Genomic DNA, 23,661 nt, shown 5'->3' with positions numbered 1-23,661 from the left:
TGGGGCGAAACAGGGGAGCGGGAAAAGCATCGCAACCCTCGGCGCCACCTCCCACCCGCAAGACTTGAAGCGAAAATATCTGTCTCACGTCAACGATATGTTCCCCGTTGCCTGCGCCACCCGGCATAATCCAACCTCATGAGCAATGCCCAGACCATCGAACAGCTCCGCCGTATCGGTTGGCGGGGCGAGGCCTTGCCCGGTGACGGACTGCTATTGGCCCGTGTGGTGGCTCAGCACCGCGCCGGTTACGAGTTGCATGACGGCAGCCAGACCTTTGGTGCCCAACCGGCCGGTCACTTCCTCAAGCGCGGACTGGATCCGGCCGAGCGGCCGGCGGTGGGCGATTTCGTGGAAATCGAGCCGGGCAAGCCGCCGCACATCCTCACCGTGCAAGCGCGCCGCACCGTGTTGTCGCGGGCAGCGGCGGGCGAGCGCTACGAGCGCCAGGTGATCGCCACCAATATCGACTACGTGCTGGTGCTGACTGGCCTGGATGGTGATTTCAATCCGGCACGGATCGAACGCTATCTTTCCCTGACGGAAGGTTCCGGCGCGCAGCCGGTGGTCATCCTCAGCAAGCTCGACCAACGCGATGATGCTGAGGCCAGGATTGCCGAATTGCGTGCCCGCTTGCCGGTGGGCACGCCGATCCATGCCATCAACGGCAAGGATCCGGCCAGTGTTGTCGCCTTGTCGGTTTACATGAAGCCAGGCGATAGTGCCGTGCTGGTCGGTTCTTCCGGCGCCGGCAAGTCCACGCTGACCAACACCTTGATGGGCAGCGAACGCATGGCGACCGGTGCGGTACGCGATCATGACAGCCGTGGCCGCCACACCACGACCTACCGCGCCTTGCTGCAGCTGCCCAGTGGCGGTTGCCTGATCGATACGCCCGGCATGCGCGAGTTGAAGCTCACGGGCGAGGAAAATCTCGATCTGTTCGCCGATATCGAAGCCTTGGCCGAAAACTGCCGTTTCGCCGATTGTGGCCATGGCAGCGAACCCGGTTGCGCCGTACAAGAAGCGCTGCATGACGGCGAACTTTCCGCCGAACGCTGGCGCAACTATCTGAAGCTGCGCGACGAGCGCGAGGAACAAGCGACCATGCTGGAATCACGTCTGCGCCGTCAGCGCGGCGGGCGTCCGGTGGGCAAGCTGCATGGGCCGCGCGGTTCGCGTGAAAGGGAGTGATGAAGTAATGAGCACGCCAGTCGACGCGATACCCGCCGGCTTGGGAGTCTACGCCGCGCTCGACAAGCGTCTGCTGGCGGCGGTGCGCGGCATCAACATCCTGGCGACGGTCAGCTGGCCGGCATCACTGGAAGACCGGATGATCGAGGAGTACGGCAGAGGGCAGTACGCCTTGCCGGAAGTAACCTACAAAAAACCCGACCTGTCCGAGGTGCGCAGGGAACTTGCCGCGATCGAAAGCGAAGCGGGCAACGACGATCCACTCGGTGACTATCTGCGCCGTACCGCCGAATCCTGGCGCATCGCTGCCGAGATGCTGGAAGCTGTCGGTACCGAGGGTGTCACGGCGCCTTCCATCCAGCTCTATGGCCGCCCCGGTGATGCCATCCCGGGCAGTGACCGCAGCAATCTCGATGCCGCTCATTATTTCGTGGAGCTGTCCGACGAGCTCGGCGCGGATCTGCACGACGACGACATCTCCGCCAACATCTCTTCCGAAAAACTCCGCGCGGATCTGGCCAAGGTGCTCGATGAGTTTTTCGGTGCCGGCAAGATTGCGGTGGAAATCGATAACGATCTCACCGCGAAAGCGGCGGCGGGCGCGACGCGCATCCGCTTGCGTGGTGGCATGCGTTTCAGTCAGTACGATCGCCACCAGTTGCTTAATCACGAAGCCTTTGTGCATTCGCTCACGGCATTGAATGGCCGCGAACAACCGCTGCTGGCATCGCTGGCGCGCACCTCGCCGCGTGTCACGGCAACCCAGGAAGGGCTGGCGGTGTTTGCCGAACTGATGTCGGGCGCGATCGATATTGCCAGGCTCAAACGCATCAGCCTGCGCATTCTGGCCATCGACATGGCGTTGAATGGCGCGGACTTTGTTGAGGTGTATCGCTTCTTCAATCGCTGCGGTCAAAGTGTGGCCGACAGCTTCCATTCCGCGCAGCGCGTATTTCGCGGCGTACCGCTGACCGGGGGGGCGGCTTTCGCCAAGGACAATGTTTATCTGTCCGGCCTGCTGGACGTGCACACCTTCTTCCGCTGGGCATTGAAGGAACGTCGTCTGGATCTGCTGCGTTATCTGTTTGCCGGCAAGCTGACCCTGCACGATGTGATGAGCCTGGAACCACATTTTATTTCCGGTGTGCTGGCATCCCCGCGTTGGCTACCGCCATGGATGCAGCATGTTCACGGCCTGGCCGGCAAGCTGGCGTTCTCGTTGTTTATCAATCGCATCCGCATGTCGAAGGTGGAGGCGGAGTCACTGTCGTTGGGCGTGTAACTTCCAAAGGAGGGATTCGTGGGCAAAATCCTGGTTATAAGAAGGCGGGTGCCTACATAGGCGGGCGCGAACCCGAAGCACCCCCGGTGCTACCATGCCCGCCATTGCCTGCTTGGCAGCTCTCTTCCCTCCCTTTTTCGTTGCATTGCATCAGATGGCTCATTCCGACGACTTCCGCAAAGCCGCACTCGAGTACCACCGCCTTCCGCGTCCCGGCAAGATCAAGGTCTCGCCAACTACCTCGCTGATTACCCAGCGTGATTTGTCGCTGGCGTATTCACCGGGTGTGGCCTATGCCTGCGAGGCAATCGTTGAGGATCCGCAATCGGCCAGCGAGTACACCGCCCGCTCGAACCTGGTGGCAGTGATCACCAACGGCACAGCCGTGCTCGGCCTGGGCGATATCGGCCCGCTGGCCGGCAAGCCGGTGATGGAAGGCAAGGGCGTGTTGTTCCAGAAGTTCGCCGGCATCGACGTGTTCGATATCGAGCTGGCCGAGCGCGATCCGGACAAACTGGTCGATATCATCGCCTCGATGGAGCCCACCTTCGGTGGCATCAATCTGGAAGACATCAAGGCGCCGGAATGCTTCATCGTCGAGCGCAAACTGCGCGAACGCATGAAGATTCCGGTGTTCCACGACGATCAGCACGGTACCGCGATCATCGTTGGTGCAGCGGTGGTCAACGCACTGCAAGTGGTGGGCAAGAAGATCGAGGACGTGAAGCTGGCCACGGCCGGTGCGGGTGCAGCGGGCATCGCCTGCCTGGACATGCTGGTGGCGCTGGGCCTGAAACCGGAGAACATCCTTGCCTATGATCGCGAAGGTGTGCTGTACACCGGCCGCGACCATATGGATCCCGACAAGCAGCGTTACGCGCGCGATACCAAGGCGCGCACGCTGGCTGACATCGTCGCGGGAGCGGATATCTTCCTCGGTCTCTCGGCCGGCGGCATCCTGAAGCCGGAAATGGTCGCCAGCATGGCCGAGAAGCCGATCATCCTGGCGCTGGCCAATCCCAATCCGGAAATCCTGCCCGAAGACGCCAAGAAGGTACGCCCGGATTGCATCATCGCCACCGGCCGTTCGGACTATCCGAACCAGGTCAACAACGCATTGTGCTTCCCCTACATCTTCCGCGGCGCGCTGGATGTGGGCGCTACCGGTATCAACGAAGCGATGAAGCTGGCCTGTGTGCACGCGATCGCTGCGCTGGCGCAAATGGAATCCGGTGATCTTGCCAGCGCGTACGCCGGCGATCCTCCGACCTTCGGTCCGGATTACCTGATTCCGCGCCCCTTTGACCCGCGCCTGCTGGTGATGCTGGCACCCGCCGTGGCGGTAGCTGCGATGGAGTCGGGTGTCGCGACGCGTCCGATTACCGACATGGATGCGTATCTGGAGAAGCTGGCGCAGTTCATCTATCGCACCGGCTACATCATGAAGCCGATCTACGAGCGCGCGCGTACGGATCGCAAGCGTGTCGTGTATGCGGAGGGTGAGGAAGAAACGGTGCTGCGCGCGGTGCAGACCTTGATTGATGAAAAGCTCGCCTGTCCGATCCTGATCGGCCGTCCGGAAGTGATCGAGGCACGCATTGAACGCATGGGCCTGCGCATGCGTCCGGGCGTTGATTTCGAGCTGACCAACATCAATGAAGACCCGCGCTTCAACGAGTATTGGCAGCATTACCACGCATTGACCGAGCGCCGTGGCGTGTCACCGGCGGCAGCCAAGAACCTGCTTCGCTCTCGTCCTACCCTGATCGCAGCGATCATGGTCGAGCGTGGTGAGGCCGATGCGATGATCTGCGGCCTGGTCGGGCGTTATCACAAGAAGCTGGGTTATATCCGCAGCGTGTTCGGGCTCGACCCGGGCGTGCAGTGCACGTCGGCGATGAGCGGTGTGATCAACGACAAAGGCACCTGGTTCTTTCTCGACACGCACGTGCAGTGCGACCCCTCGGCCGAGCAGATTGCCGAGGCCACACTGCAAGCGACCTATCGCCTGAAGCTGTTCGGTGTCGAGCCCAAGGTCGCGTTGCTCTCGCACTCCAACTACGGCAGCCACGAGAACGCCAGTGCGGCCAAGATGCGCGAGGTGTACAAGATCCTCAAGGCGCGCGTGCCGAAGCTGGAAGTGGATGGCGAAATGCAGGCCGACACGGCCTGGGACGAAGCGCTGCGCCAGCGCATTTTCCCCAACACCACGTTGAGTGGGCGTGCCAACCTGTATGTGATGCCCAATCTCGATGCCGCCAACATCGCCTACAACATGATCCGCGTGATGACCGACGGCGTAGCGATCGGGCCGATCCTGATGGGCGTGAACAAGCCGGCGCACATTCTCACTCCGTCCTCCACCGTAAGGCGCGTGGTGAATATGACAGCCATCGCTGTGGTCGATGCGCAGATTCGTGCTGCAGCGCAAGGTGAGCGGGGCTGACGCTGACCCAAGTCTGGATCGTGCATATGGCAATCAAAAAAAGCGGCCGTTTAGGCCGCTTTTTTATTTGCGCCGCGTCGAAAACACCGTATGGCATTTTGTGTGCTTGCCATAAAGCATCAGGCCTATGCCCGTGCGCATACGTATGTAGCGTCTTGGCAATTGGCGGGATCACCAGCTGAGGGCTAGAATCGGAAGACTTAGCTCGTCCTGCGGCGAACACGCCACGCGGTCCTTATTCCGTGCCGCCTCAAGTCGCCGGATCGATGCTCCGGTTTCGTCGCCTCCCCAGCGACGCGCATCCACCGCATGGCGGCGCACGGCGCCGCGGAGACATTCCATGGATCAGCTCGACGATATCCTCCACCAGGACCTCGACCCCACCGAAACCCAGGAATGGGTTGAGTCGCTCAGTGCCGTCATCGATCGCGAAGGTACCGGGCGTGCGCACTTCCTGCTGGAAAAGCTGGTCGATTCCGCGCGCCGTTCGGGCGGTTATATGCCGTTCGACCCCACCACCGAATACGTCAATACCATCCCGCCGCATCTGGAAGCCAAGATGCCTGGCGACGGTGCCATGGAATGGCGCATCCGTACGCTGATCCGCTGGAATGCCATGGCGATGGTGGTCCGTGCCAACCGCAAGCCCGGTGAGCTCGGTGGCCATATCGCCAGTTTTGCTTCGTCGGCCACGTTGTACGACGTGGGCTTCAACCATTTCTGGCGTGCGCCGAGCGCCGATCATCCGGGCGATCTGGTGTTCCACCAGGGCCACTCCAGCCCCGGCGTCTATGCACGTTCCTTCCTCGAAGGTCGTATCGGCGAAGATCAGCTTGATCTGTTCCGCATGGAAGTCGCCGGCCATGGCCGCGGCCTTTCTTCCTATCCGCATCCCTGGCTGATGCCCGATTACTGGCAGGTGCCGACGGTGTCGATGGGCCTGGGTCCGATCCAGGCGATCTACCAGGCACAGTTCTGGAAGTATCTTGAACATCGTGGCCTGATTCCCAAGTCCGACCGCAAGATCTGGTGCTTCCTGGGCGACGGCGAAACCGATGAGCCCGAATCGCTGGGCGCCATCGCCCTGGCCGGTCGCGAAGGCCTGGACAACCTGATCTTCGTGATCAACTGCAACCTGCAGCGCCTCGATGGTCCGGTGCGTGGCAACGGCAAGATCATCCAGGAACTGGAAGGTGTCTTCCGTGGCGCCGGCTGGAATGCGCTGAAGGTGGTATGGGGCAGCTACTGGGATCCGCTTCTCGCACGCGACAAGAACGGTGTGCTGCGCAAGCTGATGATGGAAACCATCGACGGCGAATACCAGGCGTGCAAGGCCTTCGGCGGCGCGTACACGCGCGAGCATTTCTTCGGCAAATACCCGGAGACGCGCGAGATGGTCGCCAACCTCAGTGACGACGACATCTGGCGTTTGAACCGCGGCGGCCACGATCCGCACAAGGTATACGCGGCTTATCACGCGGCGGTGAACACCAAGGGCATGCCCACGGTGATCCTTGCCAAGACGGTGAAGGGCTACGGCATGGGCGCCGCCGGCGAATCGCAGAACCCGACACACCAGCAGAAGAAGCTGGACGACGAAGCCGTGCGCCACTTCCGTGACCGCTTCAACATTCCGGTGCCGGACGACAAGCTCAAGGACGTGCCGTACTACCACCCCGGCAAGGATTCCCCGGAAGTGCAGTACATGCTGGAACGCCGCAAGGAACTCGGCGGCTTCCTGCCGCAGCGCCGCCGCCACACCGATGTGAAGCTCAAGGCGCCGGATCTGGCTGCGTTCGAGCAGATCACCAAGGGCACCGGCGATCGCGAAATCTCCACCACCATGGCACTGGTGCGCGGCATGAATCTGTTGCTGCGCGACAAGGCCATCGGTCCGCGCGTGGTGCCGATCGTCGCTGACGAAGCACGCACCTTCGGTATGGAAGGCATGTTCCGCCAGATCGGTATCTATGCACCGTTCGGCCAGAAGTACCGTCCACAGGATGCCGACCAACTGCTGTATTACCGCGAAGACCAGAAGGGCCAGGTGCTGCAGGAAGGTATTTCCGAAGCCGGCGGCATGGCCGCCTGGATGGCCGCGGCGACCAGCTACAGCATCAGCAACCAGCCGATGCTGCCGTTCTTCATTTACTACTCGATGTTCGGTTTCCAGCGCATCGGCGATCTTGCCTGGGCCGCTGGCGACATGCGTTCGCGCGGCTTCCTGATCGGTGGTACGGCCGGCCGCACCACGCTGAACGGTGAAGGTCTGCAGCACGAAGACGGTCATTCGCATCTGCTTGCCGGTGCGATTCCGAATGCGCGTGCGTACGATCCGACCTTCTCCTACGAAGTCGCGGTGATCCTGCAGGATGGCACGCGCCGCATGATCGAGGATCAGGAAGACGCCTATTACTACCTCACGGTCATGAATGAGAACTATGCCCATCCCGATCTGCCGCAAGGCGTCGAGGAGGGCATCGTCAAGGGCATGTACCTGTTCAAGGATGCTGGCAAGGCGAAGAAGAGCGAACCTCGCGTGCAACTGCTGGGTTCAGGCACGATCCTGCGGGAAGTGATCGCTGCGGCCGAGCTGCTGGAAAAGGATTTCGGTATCAGCGCCGACATCTGGTCCGTGCCCAGCTTCAGCGAGCTGCGTCGCGAGGGTTTCGATGCCGAGCGTTGGAACCGCCTGCATCCGGAAGCCGAACAGCGCGTACCGTATGTCACCGGTTTGTTGCAGGGCCATCAAGGTCCGGCGATTGCAGCGACTGACTACGTGCGTGAATACGCCGACCAGATCCGCGCCTTCATGCCGGATGGCATGCGTTACACCGTGCTCGGCACCGATGGCTTCGGCCGTTCGGATACACGCGAACACCTGCGCAACTTCTTCGAAGTGGATCGTTACTGGATTGCGCATGCCGCGCTGGCCGCGCTGGCGAAGGACGGCAAGGTCAACGCCAAGGATGTCGCGCGCGCCATCCGCGAGTACAAGCTTGATCCGGACAAGCCGAATCCGCAGAACGTCTGATGTAGTAAAAAAGAACCCGCCGAAAGGCGGGTTTCTTTTTGCGGATGGGCTGCTTGCTCTGAGGCCTGCTCGATCAATCCTCGTCGTCACTGCGGAAAACGCGGCGCAACAACAGGAACGCACCGATGGTGCCAGCCACGATAGCGGCGGTCGCCACCGGATGACGATTGACCTGGCGACGCAGGCGACGGTACTGGTAATTGGCTTCGTCCGCGAAATCCTCCGCCGCGCGGACGATGCGCTTGCCCGTATCGACGCGGTTGAAGCGACCCACGGCGCGACGTCCACGTGTCGCCATGCCATCGGCCGTTTCGGAGACGCCATCGGTGTAATGCCGCACGCGGGTGCTGAGGTCGTCGAGGCGACGTTCGATATCGGCTTGCCTGCTCATGGGATTCTCCAACTGTCCGGATACTGCAAATTGCCAGCGCTGACGTGAGCGTGACGTTAATCAATGATACTCGCATTCAGCTGCTCAACAGGCTGTATTCACCGCCGCGTTGCAGCGCCCGCTGATAGGCCGGGCGCGCGTGGATGCGTTGCAGGAAGGCCTGCAGGCGCGGATAGCGGTCATCGAGTCCGCTGCGTGCCGCAGCCGCCTCCAGGGGGAAACTCATGCCGATGTCCGCAACGCTGAAATCTGCGCCGCCGAACCACTCCGTTTTGGCCAGCTCGCCTTCCAGATAGGCAAGATGCAAGGCGATTTGCGGATCCACGAAGCTCTGCTGAACTTTGCCGGCAATGCCTTTCGCGACCGGCCGTACGAAAAACGGGACCGGAGCGGTTTCAACGCGTCGGAACACCAGCTTCAGCAGGAGCAGCGGCATGGCCGATCCTTCTGCGTAATGCAGCCAATATTGGCTGCGCAGACGGGCCAAGGTTCCGTGTGCAGGAATCAGCCTGCCAGAACCATAGCGATCCGCCAGGTATTCCATGATGACTCCCGATTCGGCCAAGGTTAGTGCCTCATCGGTGATCACCGGCGATTTGCCCAGAGGATGCACCGCACGCAGCTCAGGCGGCGCCAGCATGGTCCTCGGATCGCGCCAGTAATGCTTGATCTCGTACGGCAGATCGAGTTCTTCCAGCAACCACAGGATACGTTGCGAGCGCGAGTTATTAAGGTGATGAACAGTGATCACGACGGCTCCCGTGGATGCGAAGGTTTATCCGTGGACGAATTCCTGGCGAATAGGCGGACGCTATAACTGCCTGGTGATTCAGCCGAACAATACAACGAACTCAAGCATCGTCAGCTGGCCTGTCATGTAGGGCTGATCACCAGTGCCGATGTCATCTGAAGATGTTGTGATCCGACAGGTGTTGCACGCATCGTAGATAACTTGGCGACATCGGGCTGCTGGCTAGATCGTCTGTGCCGATGCTTCCTTATCCTGGGTGGGCCGTTCCCGGTGCAGGCGTTCGCGGCGGCGCAGGCTGGGGAACATCCCCATCCACAAACCCACCACCACCAATGTGCCGATACCGCCGAAAACCGCGGAACCCACGGCCCCCAACCACGCCGCCATCATGCCGGATTCGAACTCGCCGAGCTGGTTGGAGGTGTTGATGAAAATGGCGTTGACCGCGCTGACACGCCCACGCATGGCATCCGGAGTGTCCAGCTGCACCAGCGAGCCACGGATCACCACGCTGACCATGTCGAACGCGCCCAGTGCAAACAATGCTGCCAGTGACAGCCACAAGATTTTGGACAGCGCGAAAACCAGCGTTGCGATGCCAAAACCAGCCACGGACGCAAACATGATTTTGCCTACGCGACGCTCCATGCTGTGGTGTGCCAGCCAGAACGACATCAGCAAGGCGCCGACTGCCGGGGCCGCACGCAGCAGGCCAAGGCCCCACGGGCCGGTGTGCAGCACATCCTTGGCGAAAATCGGCAGCAATGCGGTCGCGCCGCCGAGCAGCACGGCGAACAGATCCAATGAAATCACGCCGAGTACATCCTTGCGCTCGCGAATGAAATGCACGCCGGCAAACAGGGTCTTGAGCGTAGCCGGCTCGCGTTTCGGTGGCGCCTGCTCATAGCGAAGTTGAGACACGAATGTAGCGGCGATCAGGTACAACACTGCCGAGGCGCTGTACACCACGCCAGGACCGGCGATGTAAAGAAAGCCGCCCAAGGCAGGTCCCACGATCGATGCCGCTTGCATGGCCGAACCATTTACGGCCATGGCTCGCGGCAGCAACGATGGGGGTACCAATGCCGGCACCATCGATTGCATCGAAGGAGATTCAAACGCCTTGGCGGTGGCGATGACGAATATCAGCAACAGAATGCCGACTCCGTTGATGGCGTGCAGCAAGGTCAGGATCGCCAGCAGCATGATCGCGATCCACTCCACGATCTGCCCGATCAGTACGATGCGCCGCCGATCGAACTGGTCGGCGAGATGACCGGCAGGTAATGCCAGCAACACGGATGGAAAGAATTGCACCAGGCCGATCAGGCCCAGATCGAAGGCGCGTCCGGTCATGGCATAGATCTGCCAGCCCACTGCGACCGCCAGCATCTGGAAGCCGAAGCTGGAGGCGGTGCGAGCACACCAGAAGGCGACATACGCGCGATGTTGAAACAGCGAATCGGTAGAGCCCGACGCGGGGGAGGGCGACATGAGGGATCCTTGCCTGGATGGGGCATTATCGGAAGCGCTCACCGATGCGCAAGCGATTCGTCTGCTGTGCTTTATGGCAATACTGCGAAAGGTCGCGCCTGCGGGTGGCGAATCACCACAGAAGGCTGGGTAGAATCCCGCTATGGGGACACATCACGGTTTCACGTTCGAAAGCTTTCAACGCTGGCGGCGATCGTTCGAGATCGGCTTCTGGCCGGTATTCTTTGCCATCAATACCGTGTTCAACGCGGTGGTTGCCGTGATGGATCACCCGGATGTGTCGTCATGGCAGCCCTGGGTGTGGGAATCCAGCAGCTCGATCATGATGCTGGCCTTGATACCCGCGCTGGTCTACGCATCGCGGCGCTGGCCGATCCGGCTCGAAGCCTAGTGGCGTCATCTGCCGCTGCATCTTGTCTGCAGCGTGGTGTACAGCCTGATCCATGTCGGCGGCATGGTGCTCTTGCGCAAGCTTGCCTATCTCAGTGTCGGCCGTCACTACGAATTCGGCGCCTGGTGGAAGGATTTCGGCTACGAATACCTCAAGGACGTCCGCAGCTATTTCTGGATATTGGCGGGCATCGGCCTGTATCGCTTGTGGGTGGTGCGTTTTCAGGGCGAAGCGAGCTTGTTGGCGGAGCCGGATGTCGGGCCGCCGGTGGAGCCGGTCGAACAGCCCGAGCGCTTTCTGGTACGTAAGCTCGGCAAGGAATTCCTGCTGGCGGCACGTGAGATCGAATGGCTGCAGGCCTCCGGCAACTATGTGAATTTGCACGTGCGCGGGCGTGATTATCCGCTGCGCGCGACCATGGGCGGTATCGAGGCACGGCTCGATGCGCAGCATTTCGTGCGGGTGCACCGCAGCTATATGGTCAACCTGGATTTCCTGGCCGAGATCGAACCGCTGGATACCGGCGATGCGCGCCTGTTGATGCGCGACGGCGTGAAAATCCCCTGTAGCCGCCGCTATCGCACGGTTTTGCGTGAACGGTTTGGTCAGTCGGCCGCGGCATAACGCCGATCTCGCGCTTTGGCCGGTTGCGCCGGAAGAGGGCTCGTTTCAAGCTAGCAGCCTGTCCATCGCCGGTGCACTGACAATGACTCGTTTGCTTTTTCGCCGTTCCGTGACTGCAGTTGCTGTGTGCGGTCTGCTGGTTTTGACTGCTTGCTCGCAGCAGGACCAGAGCGCTGCGCCATCCCAGGCCGATGCCGCGCAGGCACAGGCCCAGGCGGAGGCCAAAGAAGCCAATGACCAGTTGCAGACCTATCGCCAGATGCTGCAAATGAAAAATGACGAGATGGCGTCCGGACTTGGCCAGGAAATCGTTCAACGTTTCCCCAATTCCGCCGCCGCCAAGGAAGTGCAGCAGACCTTGCCGGAAGTCGAGCAGCGCTGGAAGGAAACCAGCGAAAAACACCGTCTGGCTGCGCTGTGGACGTATCAGGTGGGCCCAATGGAAGGCGGCACCCAGTCCACGGCCAGTCTCTATACCACGGCACCTTCGGGTGACCGTGCGGTGCGCCTGGTGCTGCGGCGCCACACCAAATGGGGACAAAGTGTCTTCCTGTTCGGTAGCGGGCATGGCTTTGTGTGCAAGGGCAATTGCATGATCCAGGCACAGTTCGATGGCAAGTCGCATCCGCTGCGTGCTTTTCTGCCCACTACTGGTAATGAGCCGGCGATCTTCATTCGTGATGACAAGCCATTTATCGAGGCCATGGAAAAGACCAGACGCATCACCATGGATGTCGAAATGCAGGATGGCGGAAAGCAGACGCTGGTGTTCGAGACCGGTGGCTTTAATCCGTCGCAGTGGTCCGAACTGGGCAAGAAGTGAACAGGCCTGGTTAGGCTGCCCAAGTGTCAACGATGGCGTATCCGCTGCATGGAGGAAAACGTATGTCGAAGATGCGGCTTTTGATCGTGGTACTCCTGGCTGCAAGCCTGATGGCTTGCGCCAGCGTGCCGTATGCCCAGCATTTGCAGCAGCGTCAACAAGCCTATACCGCTGCGGCGGGCGCACCGGTGCGGAGTTTCCGGCTGGTTCTCAACAACATCTATTCGTGGGAACCGCTGAGCGACACGCAACTGGTGATCTACACGCTGCCGACACGTGCGTACCTGCTGGATGTCTGGCCATGCAATTACCTGACCTTTACCAACACCATCGGCCTGACTTCCTTCGCCAATCAGGTGCAGGTGGGATTTGACGAAGTGTTGGTTGGCGGCAGCCATATTCCCTGCGCAATCAAGCAGATCAGGCCGGTGGATCTGACTCAGTTCAAAATGGAAAAGGCAGCGCAACACCACATCGACAGTCTGCAGCGCAACAACGCCACGCCAGCGGGAAAGACCGGCAACTAAGGCCGTGAAAGAGCCGGACATCTACTGCCCACACTGCGCCTGGCGCCCATTGAGCACGAGCCGCTGGCTCTGCTCCCGCCACATGGGCGGCTGCGGTACGGTGTGGAATACGTTCTGGACCGGCGGCGTTTGTCCTGGTTGCGCCTACCGCTGGGAAATCACCATCTGTCTCAGCTGCAAGCAGTTTGCGTTGCACAAGGACTGGTATCACTGGCCGGAATCGGAGTCTCGCGGCAGTGAGCGCACACGCGAAACGGAGCAACCCTCGTCGGGCTGAATAGAACGACGGTACTTGTGCACTTCCCGTGTGCTGGTGCGTTAAGTCGTGGCAGATGAATCGAGAGTTTTTGCCATGTCGACGATACGTGCCGTAAGCGCCTTATTGATTGCCACCATGCTGGCCGGCTGTTCCAATTTGCCCGTCGCCCAGCGTGATCAGCAGCGCCAGAATGCCTATAACGAGGCGGCGGGGGCGCCGATACGTAGCTTCCGCTACCTGACCCCTCGTATCTGGTCGTGGGAGCCGCTATCCGATACGCAATTGGTGGTTTACACCGTGCCCAATAAGGCCTACCTGCTGGACGTATGGAGCTGTCCCAACCTGATATGGACCCAGGCGATCGGCCTGACCTCGACCTTCCGCGAGGTATCGGTGAACTTCGACAAGGTCCTGGCGGGGCGTCCGTATGGGCCGTGCACGATCACGAAAATCCGCCCTGTCGATCTTTCGAAACTGAAGATTGTGCAGCAGGCGCAGCGTGAGGTGGACCTGCAGCCGCGTGATAACGGCAGCAACGCGGCTCCGCCCGCAAGCACCAGTGGCAACCAGTAGTTAATCAGTAAAGGGGGCCGCAAACAGGCCCTAGTGCAAAAACAGTTTCTCGCTGATCTTGGCCAACGGCTTCTCCAAGGTTTGGAGCAACCGCGGAGGCAGATTCAGCGGTTTGAGCAGCATCTTTACGGTCATTTCTGCCGGGATGTGCCGGCGCAGCAGCGCCTGGGCCGGACCGGCCACTTTCAGGAATGCCGCCTTGTCATCCTTGTGCTGGGGATAGCACTGGTTGAACACGTGGCGCAGCGCGATATCGCTGTCCTCGTTACGGATCTCATTGACCCGGCGCAGGATCGCGCGGAAAACTTTGTAGCGCCCCAGCCGCTCGCTTTCGCGATAACGCTGGAAGGCCTGGTAGAAGTGCTTGTAGTGCCGCACTTCATCGCTCTTGATGTTATTGGTGAGCTGTTTGAGCACCGGCTCGTCGACGATGTCGTTCAAGGCGCGGTACAGGCTGGCGGTGCCGGTTTCCACCACGCAGCGGGCGGCCAATTCCAGGCCGCGCGACGGTTCGAGTTGCTCGTTCGTGCACAGAGCGCCGTAGTCGTTCCAGAACGCCTTGAAACCTGCGTCCCAGTCGAACTCCGGCCAGACATGACGGACATAGGCGGCGAGGGCGCGGCCGTGTTGCAGCTCCTCGTGCTCCCAGTGCTCGCGCAGCCAGGCTTGCAGCTCCAGGTCGCCATCGAAGTGTTCGATCAGGTTATGGGTGTACAGGTCCGAGCCGCTTTCAACAAACGAAGCGCTGCAAAGCAGCAAGAAAAGATCCTGGTTGTGCCGGACGCGGGCAACATCGATACCCGCGAAATTCAGGCTTTCCAGAGTCCAAGGCAGGGCGGAGCTGTAGTCCACGTGGGGAGGTTCCTGTACAGAAAAGGCCGTCCGATCCATGACAGATCGGGGACAACAGCATAAAGGGAGAACGCTGCGGCGGATTAATGCCAGCCGACCTAAAGGCTGCTATGACAGGAATATAGGGCCTGCTTACACTATTTGCGTAGCTCGCGTTGCCGCATGAGGGCCATTCAAGGCAACCCCGGGGGCCGGGTCTGTTTGCCCACCATCCCGCGTCATCGCTCAGTCGTGTACGGACGTACACTCCACAGCTCTTCCCTTGGCCGGCGCGCAAACAGCTCCCGGCGCGAGCCACGAAAATAGTGTAAGCGGGCCCTAGCGAACGACGGTCACCGGCACGTGGGCGCCGGCCAGCACGTCCTCCGACACGGAGCCCAACAGCCAGCGGGCCAGGGTACCTCTTGAGGTATGGCCGATGACGATGTGGTCGATATCCGGATGCTGGCGGACCTGATTGAGCAGCACATCGCCGGGGCTGCCGTGGGTGATTTCCAGGTCTACACGATCGATGGCATCCGGGGCGATCGCGCGCAGCTCATCCAACATTTCCTGGGTACGCTGGCGGGATTCGTCGGTGATCATCAGCGAGCATGCGTCCGCGCCGCCCTGGGTCACCTGCAGCACATATACCACCCGTACTCGCCCATCGCCCGCGCGTGCCAATTCCATGGCAAAACGAAAGGCGCGCTGCGAGGTGTCGGAGCTGTCGTAACCGACCAGCGAATACTTGACCATGTTTCCTCCGTGGCAATAAAAGGCGCCACGCGCGTTCCAGTGTGCATGGCGTGTCGTTAGTTAAGCATCAAGTGCATGGAAACAACAGGCCGGATCTACATCGCCATCACAAGAACTTGCCGATGCTTAACACATAGGAGCATTCTTGCTCATCTGTTCAGTTTCCAAACGTGACACTTCCGTCACGGCATTGATGACCGTAACGCAATGTAAGGAGACCCCCCATGAAGAAGCGTACTTTTGGACTGACCGCCGCGATGGTGCTTTGTGCCGGCGGACTAGCTGGACTACCAGTGACCCCGACGTTCGCTGCCTCGGCACCCATCAAGTGCCATCTGACGTATGAACTGGCTGGCTGGTCGGCGATTTATCAGCATGCGACGGGTAGTGGCCATGTAACGTGCGACAACGGTCAGCGTGCCGCCGTGAGCCTCAGCATGCACGGTGGTGGCCTTACGGCTGGCAAGTTCCGTGTCAGCGGTCGTGGCGACATCAGTAATGTCTACGGCATCCACGATGTCTTCGGCAGTTATGCCCAGGCCGGAGCGTCGGCTGGCGCGGTCAGCAGCGGCACGGCACAGGTACTGACCAAGGGCACGACCTCGATTGCACTGTCGGGCACGGGTGAAGGTATCAATCTCGGCGTGGCCATCGACAAGTTCGACATCGAGCCGGCCAAGTAATCGGCTTCTGCTATGACGATGTACGAAAGGCGCCCTGGTGGCGCCTTTCGTTTTGCCAAAGCCGCACTGCTCGAGGCATGAATCGCCCGCGTATACTCGATGCCACAGGGCTTTTCAGACCGGCTTCTATTTCCTTGGGGAGTGATGTCCATGCGCCGCTTTTCAATCATGCTCGCGATGGCCTGCCTGCTGGGCCTTTTGGCGATTCCTGCATGGGCGGGCGTGGCGTTGGGTAATCCGCAGGTGGGCCAGGTCGCGCCCAATTTCCGGCTGGAGGATCAGAACGGACACTGGCGTACCCCGGCCGATTATCACGGGCGCTGGTTGGTGCTGTACTTCTATCCCAAGGACTTCACGCCGGGCTGCACCACCGAGGTCTGCACCTTTCGCGATAACGTCATCAAGCTTCGCCAGGCCGGTGCGGAAGTGGTGGGTGTCAGCCTGGACGACGTAAAATCGCACGAAGAATTCGCGACCAAGTATCACGTGCCGTTTCCATTGCTGTCGGATGCCAACCGCCAGGTAGCCACCAGCTATGGGGTACTGACCTCGGCCATCGGTATGCATTTCGCCAAGCGCACCACCTTCCTGATTGATCCCAACGGCAAGATCGCCAAGATCTACCGCGACGTGGATCCTGAGAAAAACTCCGCTCAAGTGTTGAGCGACCTCAATACGTTAAAGAAGGCTTCCACCTGATGTTGATCTCCCGAACCAACCTGGACCGGCGCAAGCCCGGGTTTGCTTGGTGGCGCATGTTTGCCTGGGTCATGCTGCTGCTGGCTGCTTTCGGCGGTGTGCAGTACATCCATCACGCCCAGCAGATATGGGGAGTCTTGCAGACGCTGCCTGCCGGCGATGATCAGAGCGCTTCGGCCCTGCATGGCATGCTGGCTTGGGATATCGGCTATCTGGTCGTGGCGTTCGTGGTGATCGTGGCCAGTGCGGGCTGCATCCTGCGACAGGCATGGGCGCGGCCGGTGCTGCGCGTGGTTGCCCTGGGACTCTGCGTCTGGAGTGCCTATCGCGGCGTATTGCTATGGCAGCAATGGAGTGTGTTCGAGGCGGCCAATACGGTCTTGCTGGCGGGCGGGCAGTCCACGCCCGCGCAGGCTGCGCAGATGGGCGAGCTAAAGCGGGTTCTACTGGCAGGCATCGGTTTGCGCGTGCTCGCGATACCGCTGCTGCTATGGCTGGCCTGGCAACTGGGGCATCCGGCAGTACGCCTGCAATTTCGCGCGCGCCGCGCCTGATCCGGGCGGTTCAGCCGCAGTTCCTGCGGCGGGTTTTATCGCTATCGACCCATGTCGCCATCGCGTTGCCCGGATCTTTATCTATGCGCCTGAATCGGTTGCTTCCCGTCGTCATGTTTGCCATGGCTTGTGGCGGCTTGCATGCGCAGGACCTGGCGACGGTATGCCGCGCCACCAGCAGCTATGACCTCACGGTACGGCCGAACCAGCTTATTTTTGATCGTCCAGCACCTGCGCCGACACGTGTGATATTGACCGACGGCGCGCTGATTACGGATGGCCAGACGGTCGCCTTGAACGATGAAGACCAAGATCGACTCGCCCTGTTTCAGCGCGATCTGCGCGCTTTGATGCCGCGCGTCAAAGCCGTTGCCCAGCAAGGTGTGGATGTGACCATGCAAGCAGTGCGGGATGAATCCGGTGGCCTGGATCTGGACGCCGACACACAGGCCGAACTTGATCGCCGTTTGGCCGCTCATGCAGCCGAACTGCATCAACGCATCGCGGCCAGCGAGAGTACCCACGACTGGCACGGCGACGCTGCCAACCAATACGCCAATCAGGTCATCAACGATATCGCGCCATTGCTCGCCTCGGCACTGGGGCAGCAGGCCGTCAGCGCGGCCGTCAGCGGGGATCTGCAACAAGCGGCGGCGCTGCGCGATCGTGCCACCCATCTCGCTACCGGCTTTCAGCCGCGTCTGCAGCAGCGCCTACAGGTGCTGCGACCCCAGATCCAGGCGTTGTGCCCTTCTATCCAGCGCCTGTCCGTCTTGCAGGAAGGCATCCGGGCCAGTAACGGCCGGCCATTGAACCTGGTTCAGGTCGGCCAGTGAAACGTTGGCTGAGCAAGCTCTCACGAAGGCTCGCAGGTTAATGCGCCGCTAAGTACCGGTTCTGCAACATGGCGCCATCCTTGTTTTGAGACCAGGCAGGAGGCGACCAGCGTGTCGCTCATACCCCGATACCTGTGCAATGGACTGATCCGTCGCAGCATCGAGCTGCGGACGTTGTATCGCCATGCCTCTGCTCAGGTAAGCGAACCGGGGTTACGCACCGTTTTGAACGAAGAAGCCCAGTCGTTGGATCAAGTGATCATTGAGCTGCAGGCACAGATGCGCAGGCATGCGCTGACGCCAGCGACCCGCAGCCGCATGATTGGTGCGGTGCGGCAGCGCTTTGATGCCCTGCTGCTGCGAGGCCTGCCGCGCAGCGATGACGCCTGGATACGGCTGCTTGCTCGCAGCGAGCAGCGTTTGCTGCGAGCGTTCGAGCGTGTGCTCGGCCGGCTAGGGCCGGGCGAGATGACGACCACCATGCTTCGCCAGCTGTCGCGCCTGCAGTTGATCGATCTGGACATGCACAGCCTAGCCAAGGCCGTAGGGCACTGATGACTTGCCCGCCGCCAGACGCACAGGCTGTGCTGGCATTCTGGTTCGATCCTGCCCATCACGACGAGTGGTACGCCAGCAATCCGGCCTTCGATGCGTTGATCCGCGAGCGGTTCATGGCGCAGGTCGACTTGGCCGCAGCTGACAAGCTGACAGATTGGCCTGACACACCCTCCGGTTGGCTGGCCCTGTTGATCGTGCTGGATCAGTTTTCGCGCAATCTCTATCGTCACGATCCACGTGCCTGGGCGCAGGATGTGCGTGCACAACAACTGGCGTTGTCAGGTATCGAGGAAGGTTTTGACCGCCAGCTTCCAGCGTTCCAGCGAGTGTTTGCCTACATGCCGCTGGAACATGCTGAAGATATTGGGTTACAGCAACGCTCTGTGGCGTTGTTCGAGGCCCTGTGCAGGGAAGCTCCAGATCGTTTTCGCAGCTTTCTCGACTATGCTCGACGCCACGAAGCGGTCATCGCGTGCTTTGGCCGCTTTCCGCATCGCAATGCCGTGCTGGGCCGAGTGAGTACGCCGGACGAACTGGCCTATCTCGCGGAGCGCGGCACCGGATTCTGATTGGGTTGCTTCGCTGGCCTTGGAATGTGGCCGGATTACGACAGGGAGCATGTCATGCACCGTTATTTTTTTGTCGTCGCCTTGCTGGTATGCAGCGTCAGCGCACATGCGCTGGAAAGCTTGCGCGTGGGCAGTCAGCTGTTGGTAGTGGGTGACAGCGCGGCCAAGGTGAAGGCGTTGATGGGAAATCCAGTGGTGCGGACGAAAAGTGCGAGTGACAAGAGTGCGCGCAAGGGCTCCTCCCGATCCGTCGGCAAGAGCAAGAAGCAGCAGGCGAAGGAGAAGGGGGAGAAGTGGCAGTACCGGCGTGACGGCCATACAACGATTTTTACCATCGCCAATGGCAAGATCGCGCACATCGAGGATCTGCCGCGGTAAAGCGGCACTCATTTCAAAGGCTTATCGGGGTATCGACCTTCGCCGGGATCGCGGGTTTTGTGATGTCTGCAAGAAGTGCAAAAAACTCCGCGTAATCCCCGTCATGGTGCATCCCGTAATTCTCTCAGCAACGCCTGCGCATTCCATGGCTCGAACGACTGTTCCGCGTCGCGGATCAACGACACTATGCGCGCATTCGCCGATGCTCGCTGCCCCTTCGATGCCGCGAGTGCGACAATTTCTCCATTGATGTAATCCACTTCCGTTCGTCGCCCGGCTTGCAGGTCATCCCAGGTGGATGATCGCGCCAGTGGATCAATGGCGAGCATGCGTGCCGCGATGCGGTGGAACAATCCATCCGGCAGCGACAGCGCGCCAGGCAGCCAGCGTGCTGGCAAAGCCGTGAGCTGTGCAGGGCGGATTCCCGCGGCGTCCAGTGCACGTAAACCTTCGCGTTGCAGTAGTGCAAGACATTGCCGCCACGCCCGTTGGGCCAGCTCCTCGCGCAAAGGCAATCCACTTAGTGCGTTCAACGGATTATTCAGGTTGATCAGCAGTTTTGCCCACAACACGGCTTGCATGTCTTCCTGCTGCTGCAGCGGTATTGCGCTCGCAGCGAACACGTCGGCGAAAGCTGCCAGCGCGTCCGATCGTTCGACAATCAGCTCGCCGGACGAGCCCTGATGAAAATGCCCTGGTTCGGGCTGGGTCACGTTGAACGGCACCATGCCGGCCAGCACCTTGTGTCCGGGCAGGGCGGCGCGCAGCTCAGCGGTGTTGCGCACCCCGTTCTGGAAACTGATGACCAAGGTCCCTGGCGTCAGCAGCTCGGCGAGTTCGTGTGCGGCATCCATGGTTGCCGCGGATTTCACCGTCACCAGTACCAGGTCCGCATCGCGTACGGCATCAGGATGGGTGTGTATATCGAGTTCGTCCGGCGCTATGTGTTGCTGCCGGCCGTGCAGATCGCTCACGCGCAAACCGTGTTCATTGAGCGTGGCGGCGACGTGGGGACGGGCAATGAAGCGGACACGTGCATGATCATGCAACCGTCCGCCCAGATAGCTGCCGATCATGCCGGTGCCATAGATGGCAATGCGTGGCTTGGATTTCATGCGATGGCGGACGCGGTGGCACGGCCGGCGATCCTTCCGGAAAACAGGCAGCCGCCCAGAAAGCTGCCTTCCAATGCGCGGTAGCCGTGTAATCCGCCGCCGCCGAAACCTGCAGCCTCACCGACGGCATAAAGGCCACGCAGCGGCTGTCCATCCTGCCCCAGCACCCGAGCTTGCAGATCGGTTTCCAGCCCACCCAAGGTCTTGCGCGTGAGCACGTTCAGTCGTACCGCAATTAACGGTCCATTGGCCGGATCAAGGATGCGGTGCGGCTTGGCCACGCGTACGAGTCGATCGCCGCGATAGCGGCGCGCATTATGGATGGCCATCACTTGGCTGTCTTTGGCATAGGGATTATCAAATTGGCGATCGCGTGCCTCGATCTCCTCGCGTAGTCGTGTGGCATCGATCAGTTGGCTGCCTGCCAGCGCATTCATTCCGGCGACCAGATCATCGAGGTTGTCGCGCACGACAAAGTCGCGACCGTGTCGTTTAAAGGCTTCCACCGGTGCCGGCGCCTGTTTGCCGACCGCACGCCTGGCAACTTGCCGCCAGCTCTTGCCGGTCAGGTCGGGATTCTGCTCGGAGCCGGAAAGCGCGAATTCGCGCCGGATGATCTGTTGGTCCAGCACGAACCAGCTGTAGTCGAAACCGGTGCGACGCAGATATTCCAGCGTGCCCATCGTGTCGAAACCGGGCCACAGCGGACCGGGCAGGCGATGTCCGCGCGCATCCAGCCACAGTGACGAAGGGCCAGGCAGGATACGGATCGCATGCATGGGCCAGATCGGATCCCAGTTTTCGATCCCTTCGACGTAATGCCACATGCGATCCCGATTGATCAGGCGCGCACCCGCCGCTTCGCTGATGCCGAGCATGCGGCCGTCAACATGCGCGGGTACGCCGCAAAGCATGTGGGAGGGTGGGGGCCCCAAGCGTTCGGGCCAGTTCCTGCGTACCAGCTCATGGTTCCCCCCGATACCGCCGGACGCGACGATCACGGCCTGCGCGCGCCATTCGAAATCACCGATGACATCGCGCGAGCTGGGTTTGCCGCGTGCTACGGAATCATCGGCGAGTCTTGTGCCACGCACGCCTGTCACGCAGCCGTTTTCGACGATGAAGTCATCAACGCGGTGACGGAACGCGAACTGCAACAAGCCCTTTTCCTGCGCGACACGCGCACGGCGTACAAACGGTTCCAGCACGCCGGGGCCGGTCCCCCAGGTAACGTGGAAACGAGGTACGGAATTGCCGTGCCCGATAGCGCCATACCCGCCGCGCTCAGCCCAGCCCACCACCGGGAACCAGCGCATGCCCAGACCGTGCAGCCAGGATCGCTTTTCACCTGCGGCGAAATCCACGTAGGCCTCGGCCCATTGCCGCGGCCAATGGTCCTCCGTCCGGTCGAAGGCGGCGGTACCCATCCAGTCGGCAAGGGCCAGGGCACGAGAATCGCGTACCCCCATACGACGTTGTTCCGGGGAATCGACGAAGAACAGGCCACCAAAGGACCAGTGCGCCTGGCCGCCAAGGCTTTGTTCGGGTTCCTGTTCGACCACCAGCACACGCCGGCCGGCATCGGTCAACTCGGTGGCCGCGACCAATCCGGCGAGCCCTCCGCCGACCACGATGACGTCAGTGGATTGCATCTGCTTCTGCCCCTGGGTGCGATCCGAAAGAGCAACTTATCGTGGGTGGAATGTTTTTCCTATGTGCGCTGCGCCATCCACTAGCCCAGCTCGGCACGGAGGCTGTGTTTGCCTTGTTGTAACCGTGGCTTGGGCTGGGATGGTGAGCTGCCGACGGGCCAGTCCGTACGCAACCTGACGCCGGTTGGATCCATACGGTTCGGCTGTGACCGATGGCATGGGATGACGTACGACCCATGTCGATGGCACCACTGCCGTTAAACCCTATGCGCATCGGATGGCATCCAAGCCTGTAACGGTTGGCCTGGTTCTACGTTGGGGAGGGAATGACCCATGCGCAGTCGCGCCGTTTTGCTTGTATTGATAGCGTGCCTGATGGCCGCGGGCGGCGTGCACGCCATGGGCAATCATGGGCCTCACCTGCAGTGTGACTATGACAGCGACTACGACGTGCAGGTGCAGCCGAATGGCATCGCATTCACTCGCGACAGCGGCCATCCCGCCGATGTTTTCATGCATGACGGGCAACTGCGTGTCGATGGCCGTGCGGTAACTGTTTCTGCTCAGGACGTTGCACGGCTGCGCGAATACGAACAGCAAATGCGCGAACTCGTGCCGGCCATGGCGGCGATTGCACGTGGTGGCGTGGATGTAGGTTATGCCGCGCTGGCCACCGTGGTTGCCACAATGGTGGACAATGGTGATCAGCGCACACATCTATTGCAAACCCTGCGCGACCGGCGTGTTGAAGCATTGCAGCAGGTGGATGAGACGTTGGGTCGTGGTTTGTGGAAAGCCGGCGTCGAAAGCGAGCTCTTCAATCAGGACCTCGAAAAGACCGTATCCGATCTGGTGGGCGGTATCACCGGCGACGCCGTGAGCGATGCACTCAGCGGTGATCCCAATCGGCTTGCGGCACTGGAAGCCAGGGCCAATGCGTTGGATGCAACACTCGACAAGGCGGTCGAAACACCGGCCGAAAGGCTCGGACAACGTGCGGAAGCCTTGTGCCCACGCTTGAACGCGCTCAATCAGCTGCAGCAGCAATTCCAGTTTCGCCTTGCCGATGGCGGACGTTTGCAGTTGCTCTCTTCAGACATGGATAGTTCCAATCAGGCAAGGCAGTACGCCCAGCGGTAAGAGCCCCTCCCAACACCATGCTTCCCGGCATGGGACAGTTATGTGCCCGGCCTCCCTTCCGGGCACTTTTTTTATGTCTGCCCGAATGCCTGGCTATG

The 23,661-nt window shown here is 60.8% G+C and carries 23 protein-coding genes and 1 pseudogene; 17 read left to right on the top strand and 7 right to left on the bottom strand.

The window, feature by feature from the left end:
* The first annotated feature begins 138 nt into the window (after positions 1 to 138).
* The 4 genes from rsgA (at position 139) to aceE (ending at position 7,956) form a co-directional block, all read left to right on the top strand.
* On the top strand, positions 139 to 1,194 hold the full coding sequence (gene rsgA / locus ISP19_RS11875) for a ribosome small subunit-dependent GTPase A (RefSeq protein WP_204682354.1): 1,056 nt from the start codon (positions 139 to 141) through the stop codon (positions 1,192 to 1,194).
* A 7-nt stretch (positions 1,195 to 1,201) separates the two neighbouring features.
* The gene (locus ISP19_RS11870) at positions 1,202 to 2,476 is read left to right on the top strand and encodes a peptidase MATCAP family protein (RefSeq protein WP_204682351.1); all 1,275 of its coding nucleotides are present in this window, start codon (positions 1,202 to 1,204) and stop codon (positions 2,474 to 2,476) included.
* Between the two features lie 154 nt (positions 2,477 to 2,630).
* On the top strand, positions 2,631 to 4,922 hold the full coding sequence (locus tag ISP19_RS11865) for an NADP-dependent malic enzyme (protein ID WP_204682349.1): 2,292 nt from the start codon (positions 2,631 to 2,633) through the stop codon (positions 4,920 to 4,922).
* A 340-nt stretch (positions 4,923 to 5,262) separates the two neighbouring features.
* On the top strand, positions 5,263 to 7,956 hold the full coding sequence (aceE, locus tag ISP19_RS11860; RefSeq protein WP_204682347.1) for a pyruvate dehydrogenase (acetyl-transferring), homodimeric type: 2,694 nt from the start codon (positions 5,263 to 5,265) through the stop codon (positions 7,954 to 7,956).
* A 73-nt stretch (positions 7,957 to 8,029) separates the two neighbouring features.
* On the opposite strand, the gene ISP19_RS11855 is transcribed toward aceE, so the two are convergent.
* From ISP19_RS11855 to ISP19_RS11845, 3 genes are all read right to left on the bottom strand, one after another.
* Positions 8,030 to 8,347, bottom strand: a complete 318-nt coding sequence (locus ISP19_RS11855) for a hypothetical protein (protein ID WP_204682345.1) — start codon at positions 8,345 to 8,347, stop codon at positions 8,030 to 8,032.
* A gap of 76 nt (positions 8,348 to 8,423) precedes the next feature.
* Entirely contained in the window at positions 8,424 to 9,098 is a 675-nt protein-coding gene (locus tag ISP19_RS11850; protein WP_204682342.1) for a glutathione S-transferase family protein, read from the bottom strand.
* Positions 9,099 to 9,320: 222 nt separating this feature from the next.
* Complete coding sequence (locus ISP19_RS11845) at positions 9,321 to 10,592, bottom strand: MFS transporter (RefSeq protein WP_204682339.1); 1,272 nt, start codon at positions 10,590 to 10,592, stop codon at positions 9,321 to 9,323.
* A gap of 142 nt (positions 10,593 to 10,734) precedes the next feature.
* Here ISP19_RS11845 and ISP19_RS11840 point away from each other — a divergent pair.
* From ISP19_RS11840 to ISP19_RS11820, 5 genes and pseudogenes are all read left to right on the top strand, one after another.
* Positions 10,735 to 11,607 (top strand): annotated as a pseudogene (locus ISP19_RS11840) (LytTR family DNA-binding domain-containing protein).
* Between the two features lie 82 nt (positions 11,608 to 11,689).
* Positions 11,690 to 12,430: a hypothetical protein gene (locus ISP19_RS11835; RefSeq protein ID WP_204682337.1), complete on the top strand. Its 741-nt coding sequence runs from the start codon at positions 11,690 to 11,692 to the stop codon at positions 12,428 to 12,430.
* Positions 12,431 to 12,492: 62 nt separating this feature from the next.
* Complete coding sequence (locus tag ISP19_RS11830) at positions 12,493 to 12,957, top strand: DUF6491 family protein (protein ID WP_204682335.1); 465 nt, start codon at positions 12,493 to 12,495, stop codon at positions 12,955 to 12,957.
* A 4-nt stretch (positions 12,958 to 12,961) separates the two neighbouring features.
* Complete coding sequence (locus ISP19_RS11825; RefSeq protein WP_204682333.1) at positions 12,962 to 13,234, top strand: hypothetical protein; 273 nt, start codon at positions 12,962 to 12,964, stop codon at positions 13,232 to 13,234.
* A gap of 75 nt (positions 13,235 to 13,309) precedes the next feature.
* On the top strand, positions 13,310 to 13,789 hold the full coding sequence (locus ISP19_RS11820) for a DUF6491 family protein (RefSeq protein WP_204682331.1): 480 nt from the start codon (positions 13,310 to 13,312) through the stop codon (positions 13,787 to 13,789).
* Positions 13,790 to 13,819: 30 nt separating this feature from the next.
* Here the strand turns inward: ISP19_RS11820 and ISP19_RS11815 are convergent, their stop codons facing one another.
* Positions 13,820 to 14,641 carry a ferritin-like domain-containing protein gene (locus ISP19_RS11815; RefSeq protein ID WP_204682329.1) on the bottom strand — a complete coding sequence of 274 codons (822 nt, stop codon included), beginning with the start codon at positions 14,639 to 14,641 and terminating at the stop codon, positions 13,820 to 13,822.
* A gap of 318 nt (positions 14,642 to 14,959) precedes the next feature.
* The gene (locus ISP19_RS11810; protein ID WP_204682327.1) at positions 14,960 to 15,379 is read right to left on the bottom strand and encodes a universal stress protein; all 420 of its coding nucleotides are present in this window, start codon (positions 15,377 to 15,379) and stop codon (positions 14,960 to 14,962) included.
* Positions 15,380 to 15,603: 224 nt separating this feature from the next.
* On the opposite strand from ISP19_RS11810, the gene ISP19_RS11805 reads away from it, so the two are divergent.
* From ISP19_RS11805 to ISP19_RS11775, 7 genes are all read left to right on the top strand, one after another.
* Positions 15,604 to 16,062: a hypothetical protein gene (locus tag ISP19_RS11805; protein ID WP_204682325.1), complete on the top strand. Its 459-nt coding sequence runs from the start codon at positions 15,604 to 15,606 to the stop codon at positions 16,060 to 16,062.
* 150 nt (positions 16,063 to 16,212) lie between these two features.
* Complete coding sequence (locus ISP19_RS11800; RefSeq protein WP_204682323.1) at positions 16,213 to 16,761, top strand: peroxiredoxin; 549 nt, start codon at positions 16,213 to 16,215, stop codon at positions 16,759 to 16,761.
* Positions 16,761 to 17,315, top strand: a complete 555-nt coding sequence (locus ISP19_RS11795) for a hypothetical protein (RefSeq protein WP_204682322.1) — start codon at positions 16,761 to 16,763, stop codon at positions 17,313 to 17,315. The genes ISP19_RS11800 and ISP19_RS11795 overlap by 1 nt, the downstream gene beginning before the upstream one ends.
* Positions 17,316 to 17,398: 83 nt before the next feature.
* Positions 17,399 to 18,151, top strand: a complete 753-nt coding sequence (locus ISP19_RS11790; RefSeq protein ID WP_204682321.1) for a DUF2884 family protein — start codon at positions 17,399 to 17,401, stop codon at positions 18,149 to 18,151.
* Between the two features lie 111 nt (positions 18,152 to 18,262).
* Positions 18,263 to 18,706, top strand: a complete 444-nt coding sequence (locus tag ISP19_RS11785; protein ID WP_204682320.1) for a DUF2383 domain-containing protein — start codon at positions 18,263 to 18,265, stop codon at positions 18,704 to 18,706.
* Positions 18,706 to 19,278: a DUF924 family protein gene (locus tag ISP19_RS11780; protein ID WP_204682319.1), complete on the top strand. Its 573-nt coding sequence runs from the start codon at positions 18,706 to 18,708 to the stop codon at positions 19,276 to 19,278. The genes ISP19_RS11785 and ISP19_RS11780 overlap by 1 nt, the downstream gene beginning before the upstream one ends.
* Positions 19,279 to 19,332: 54 nt before the next feature.
* Positions 19,333 to 19,656, top strand: coding sequence for a DUF2845 domain-containing protein (locus ISP19_RS11775; protein ID WP_204682318.1), 324 nt, complete (start codon positions 19,333 to 19,335; stop codon positions 19,654 to 19,656).
* A 101-nt stretch (positions 19,657 to 19,757) separates the two neighbouring features.
* Here the strand turns inward: ISP19_RS11775 and ISP19_RS11770 are convergent, their stop codons facing one another.
* Together ISP19_RS11770 and ISP19_RS11765 are read right to left on the bottom strand one after the other, a co-directional pair.
* Positions 19,758 to 20,771: a 2-dehydropantoate 2-reductase gene (locus tag ISP19_RS11770; RefSeq protein ID WP_239556755.1), complete on the bottom strand. Its 1,014-nt coding sequence runs from the start codon at positions 20,769 to 20,771 to the stop codon at positions 19,758 to 19,760.
* Positions 20,768 to 22,423: an FAD-binding dehydrogenase gene (locus ISP19_RS11765; RefSeq protein WP_204682317.1), complete on the bottom strand. Its 1,656-nt coding sequence runs from the start codon at positions 22,421 to 22,423 to the stop codon at positions 20,768 to 20,770. The genes ISP19_RS11770 and ISP19_RS11765 overlap by 4 nt, the downstream gene beginning before the upstream one ends.
* A gap of 333 nt (positions 22,424 to 22,756) precedes the next feature.
* On the opposite strand from ISP19_RS11765, the gene ISP19_RS11760 reads away from it, so the two are divergent.
* Entirely contained in the window at positions 22,757 to 23,563 is an 807-nt protein-coding gene (locus tag ISP19_RS11760) for a DUF2884 family protein (RefSeq protein WP_204682315.1), read from the top strand.
* Positions 23,564 to 23,661: the final 98 nt, after the last annotated feature.

The sequence above is a fragment of the Dyella flava genome (genome assembly GCF_016904955.1).
Taxonomy (GTDB): domain Bacteria; phylum Pseudomonadota; class Gammaproteobacteria; order Xanthomonadales; family Rhodanobacteraceae; genus Dyella_B; species Dyella_B flava.
The sequence above is the reverse complement of the archived record's forward strand: the minus strand, read 5'-3'. Positions and strand labels throughout refer to the sequence as shown.

What these genes read in the sequence shown, in the direction of transcription:
- rsgA (WP_204682354.1), top strand. Translation starts at nt 139, where the DNA reads ATGAGCAATGCCCAGACCATCGAACAGCTCCGCCGTATCGGTTGGCGG.
- ISP19_RS11870 (WP_204682351.1), top strand. Translation starts at nt 1,202, where the DNA reads ATGAGCACGCCAGTCGACGCGATACCCGCCGGCTTGGGAGTCTACGCC.
- ISP19_RS11865 (WP_204682349.1), top strand. Translation starts at nt 2,631, where the DNA reads ATGGCTCATTCCGACGACTTCCGCAAAGCCGCACTCGAGTACCACCGC.
- aceE (WP_204682347.1), top strand. Translation starts at nt 5,263, where the DNA reads ATGGATCAGCTCGACGATATCCTCCACCAGGACCTCGACCCCACCGAA.
- ISP19_RS11855 (WP_204682345.1), bottom strand. Translation starts at nt 8,347, where the DNA reads ATGAGCAGGCAAGCCGATATCGAACGTCGCCTCGACGACCTCAGCACC.
- ISP19_RS11845 (WP_204682339.1), bottom strand. Translation starts at nt 10,592, where the DNA reads ATGTCGCCCTCCCCCGCGTCGGGCTCTACCGATTCGCTGTTTCAACAT.
- ISP19_RS11835 (WP_204682337.1), top strand. Translation starts at nt 11,690, where the DNA reads ATGACTCGTTTGCTTTTTCGCCGTTCCGTGACTGCAGTTGCTGTGTGC.
- ISP19_RS11830 (WP_204682335.1), top strand. Translation starts at nt 12,493, where the DNA reads ATGTCGAAGATGCGGCTTTTGATCGTGGTACTCCTGGCTGCAAGCCTG.
- ISP19_RS11820 (WP_204682331.1), top strand. Translation starts at nt 13,310, where the DNA reads ATGTCGACGATACGTGCCGTAAGCGCCTTATTGATTGCCACCATGCTG.
- ISP19_RS11810 (WP_204682327.1), bottom strand. Translation starts at nt 15,379, where the DNA reads ATGGTCAAGTATTCGCTGGTCGGTTACGACAGCTCCGACACCTCGCAG.
- ISP19_RS11805 (WP_204682325.1), top strand. Translation starts at nt 15,604, where the DNA reads ATGAAGAAGCGTACTTTTGGACTGACCGCCGCGATGGTGCTTTGTGCC.
- ISP19_RS11800 (WP_204682323.1), top strand. Translation starts at nt 16,213, where the DNA reads ATGCGCCGCTTTTCAATCATGCTCGCGATGGCCTGCCTGCTGGGCCTT.
- ISP19_RS11795 (WP_204682322.1), top strand. Translation starts at nt 16,761, where the DNA reads ATGTTGATCTCCCGAACCAACCTGGACCGGCGCAAGCCCGGGTTTGCT.
- ISP19_RS11790 (WP_204682321.1), top strand. Translation starts at nt 17,399, where the DNA reads ATGCGCCTGAATCGGTTGCTTCCCGTCGTCATGTTTGCCATGGCTTGT.
- ISP19_RS11780 (WP_204682319.1), top strand. Translation starts at nt 18,706, where the DNA reads ATGACTTGCCCGCCGCCAGACGCACAGGCTGTGCTGGCATTCTGGTTC.
- ISP19_RS11775 (WP_204682318.1), top strand. Translation starts at nt 19,333, where the DNA reads ATGCACCGTTATTTTTTTGTCGTCGCCTTGCTGGTATGCAGCGTCAGC.
- ISP19_RS11770 (WP_239556755.1), bottom strand. Translation starts at nt 20,771, where the DNA reads ATGAAATCCAAGCCACGCATTGCCATCTATGGCACCGGCATGATCGGC.
- ISP19_RS11765 (WP_204682317.1), bottom strand. Translation starts at nt 22,423, where the DNA reads ATGCAATCCACTGACGTCATCGTGGTCGGCGGAGGGCTCGCCGGATTG.
- ISP19_RS11760 (WP_204682315.1), top strand. Translation starts at nt 22,757, where the DNA reads ATGCGCAGTCGCGCCGTTTTGCTTGTATTGATAGCGTGCCTGATGGCC.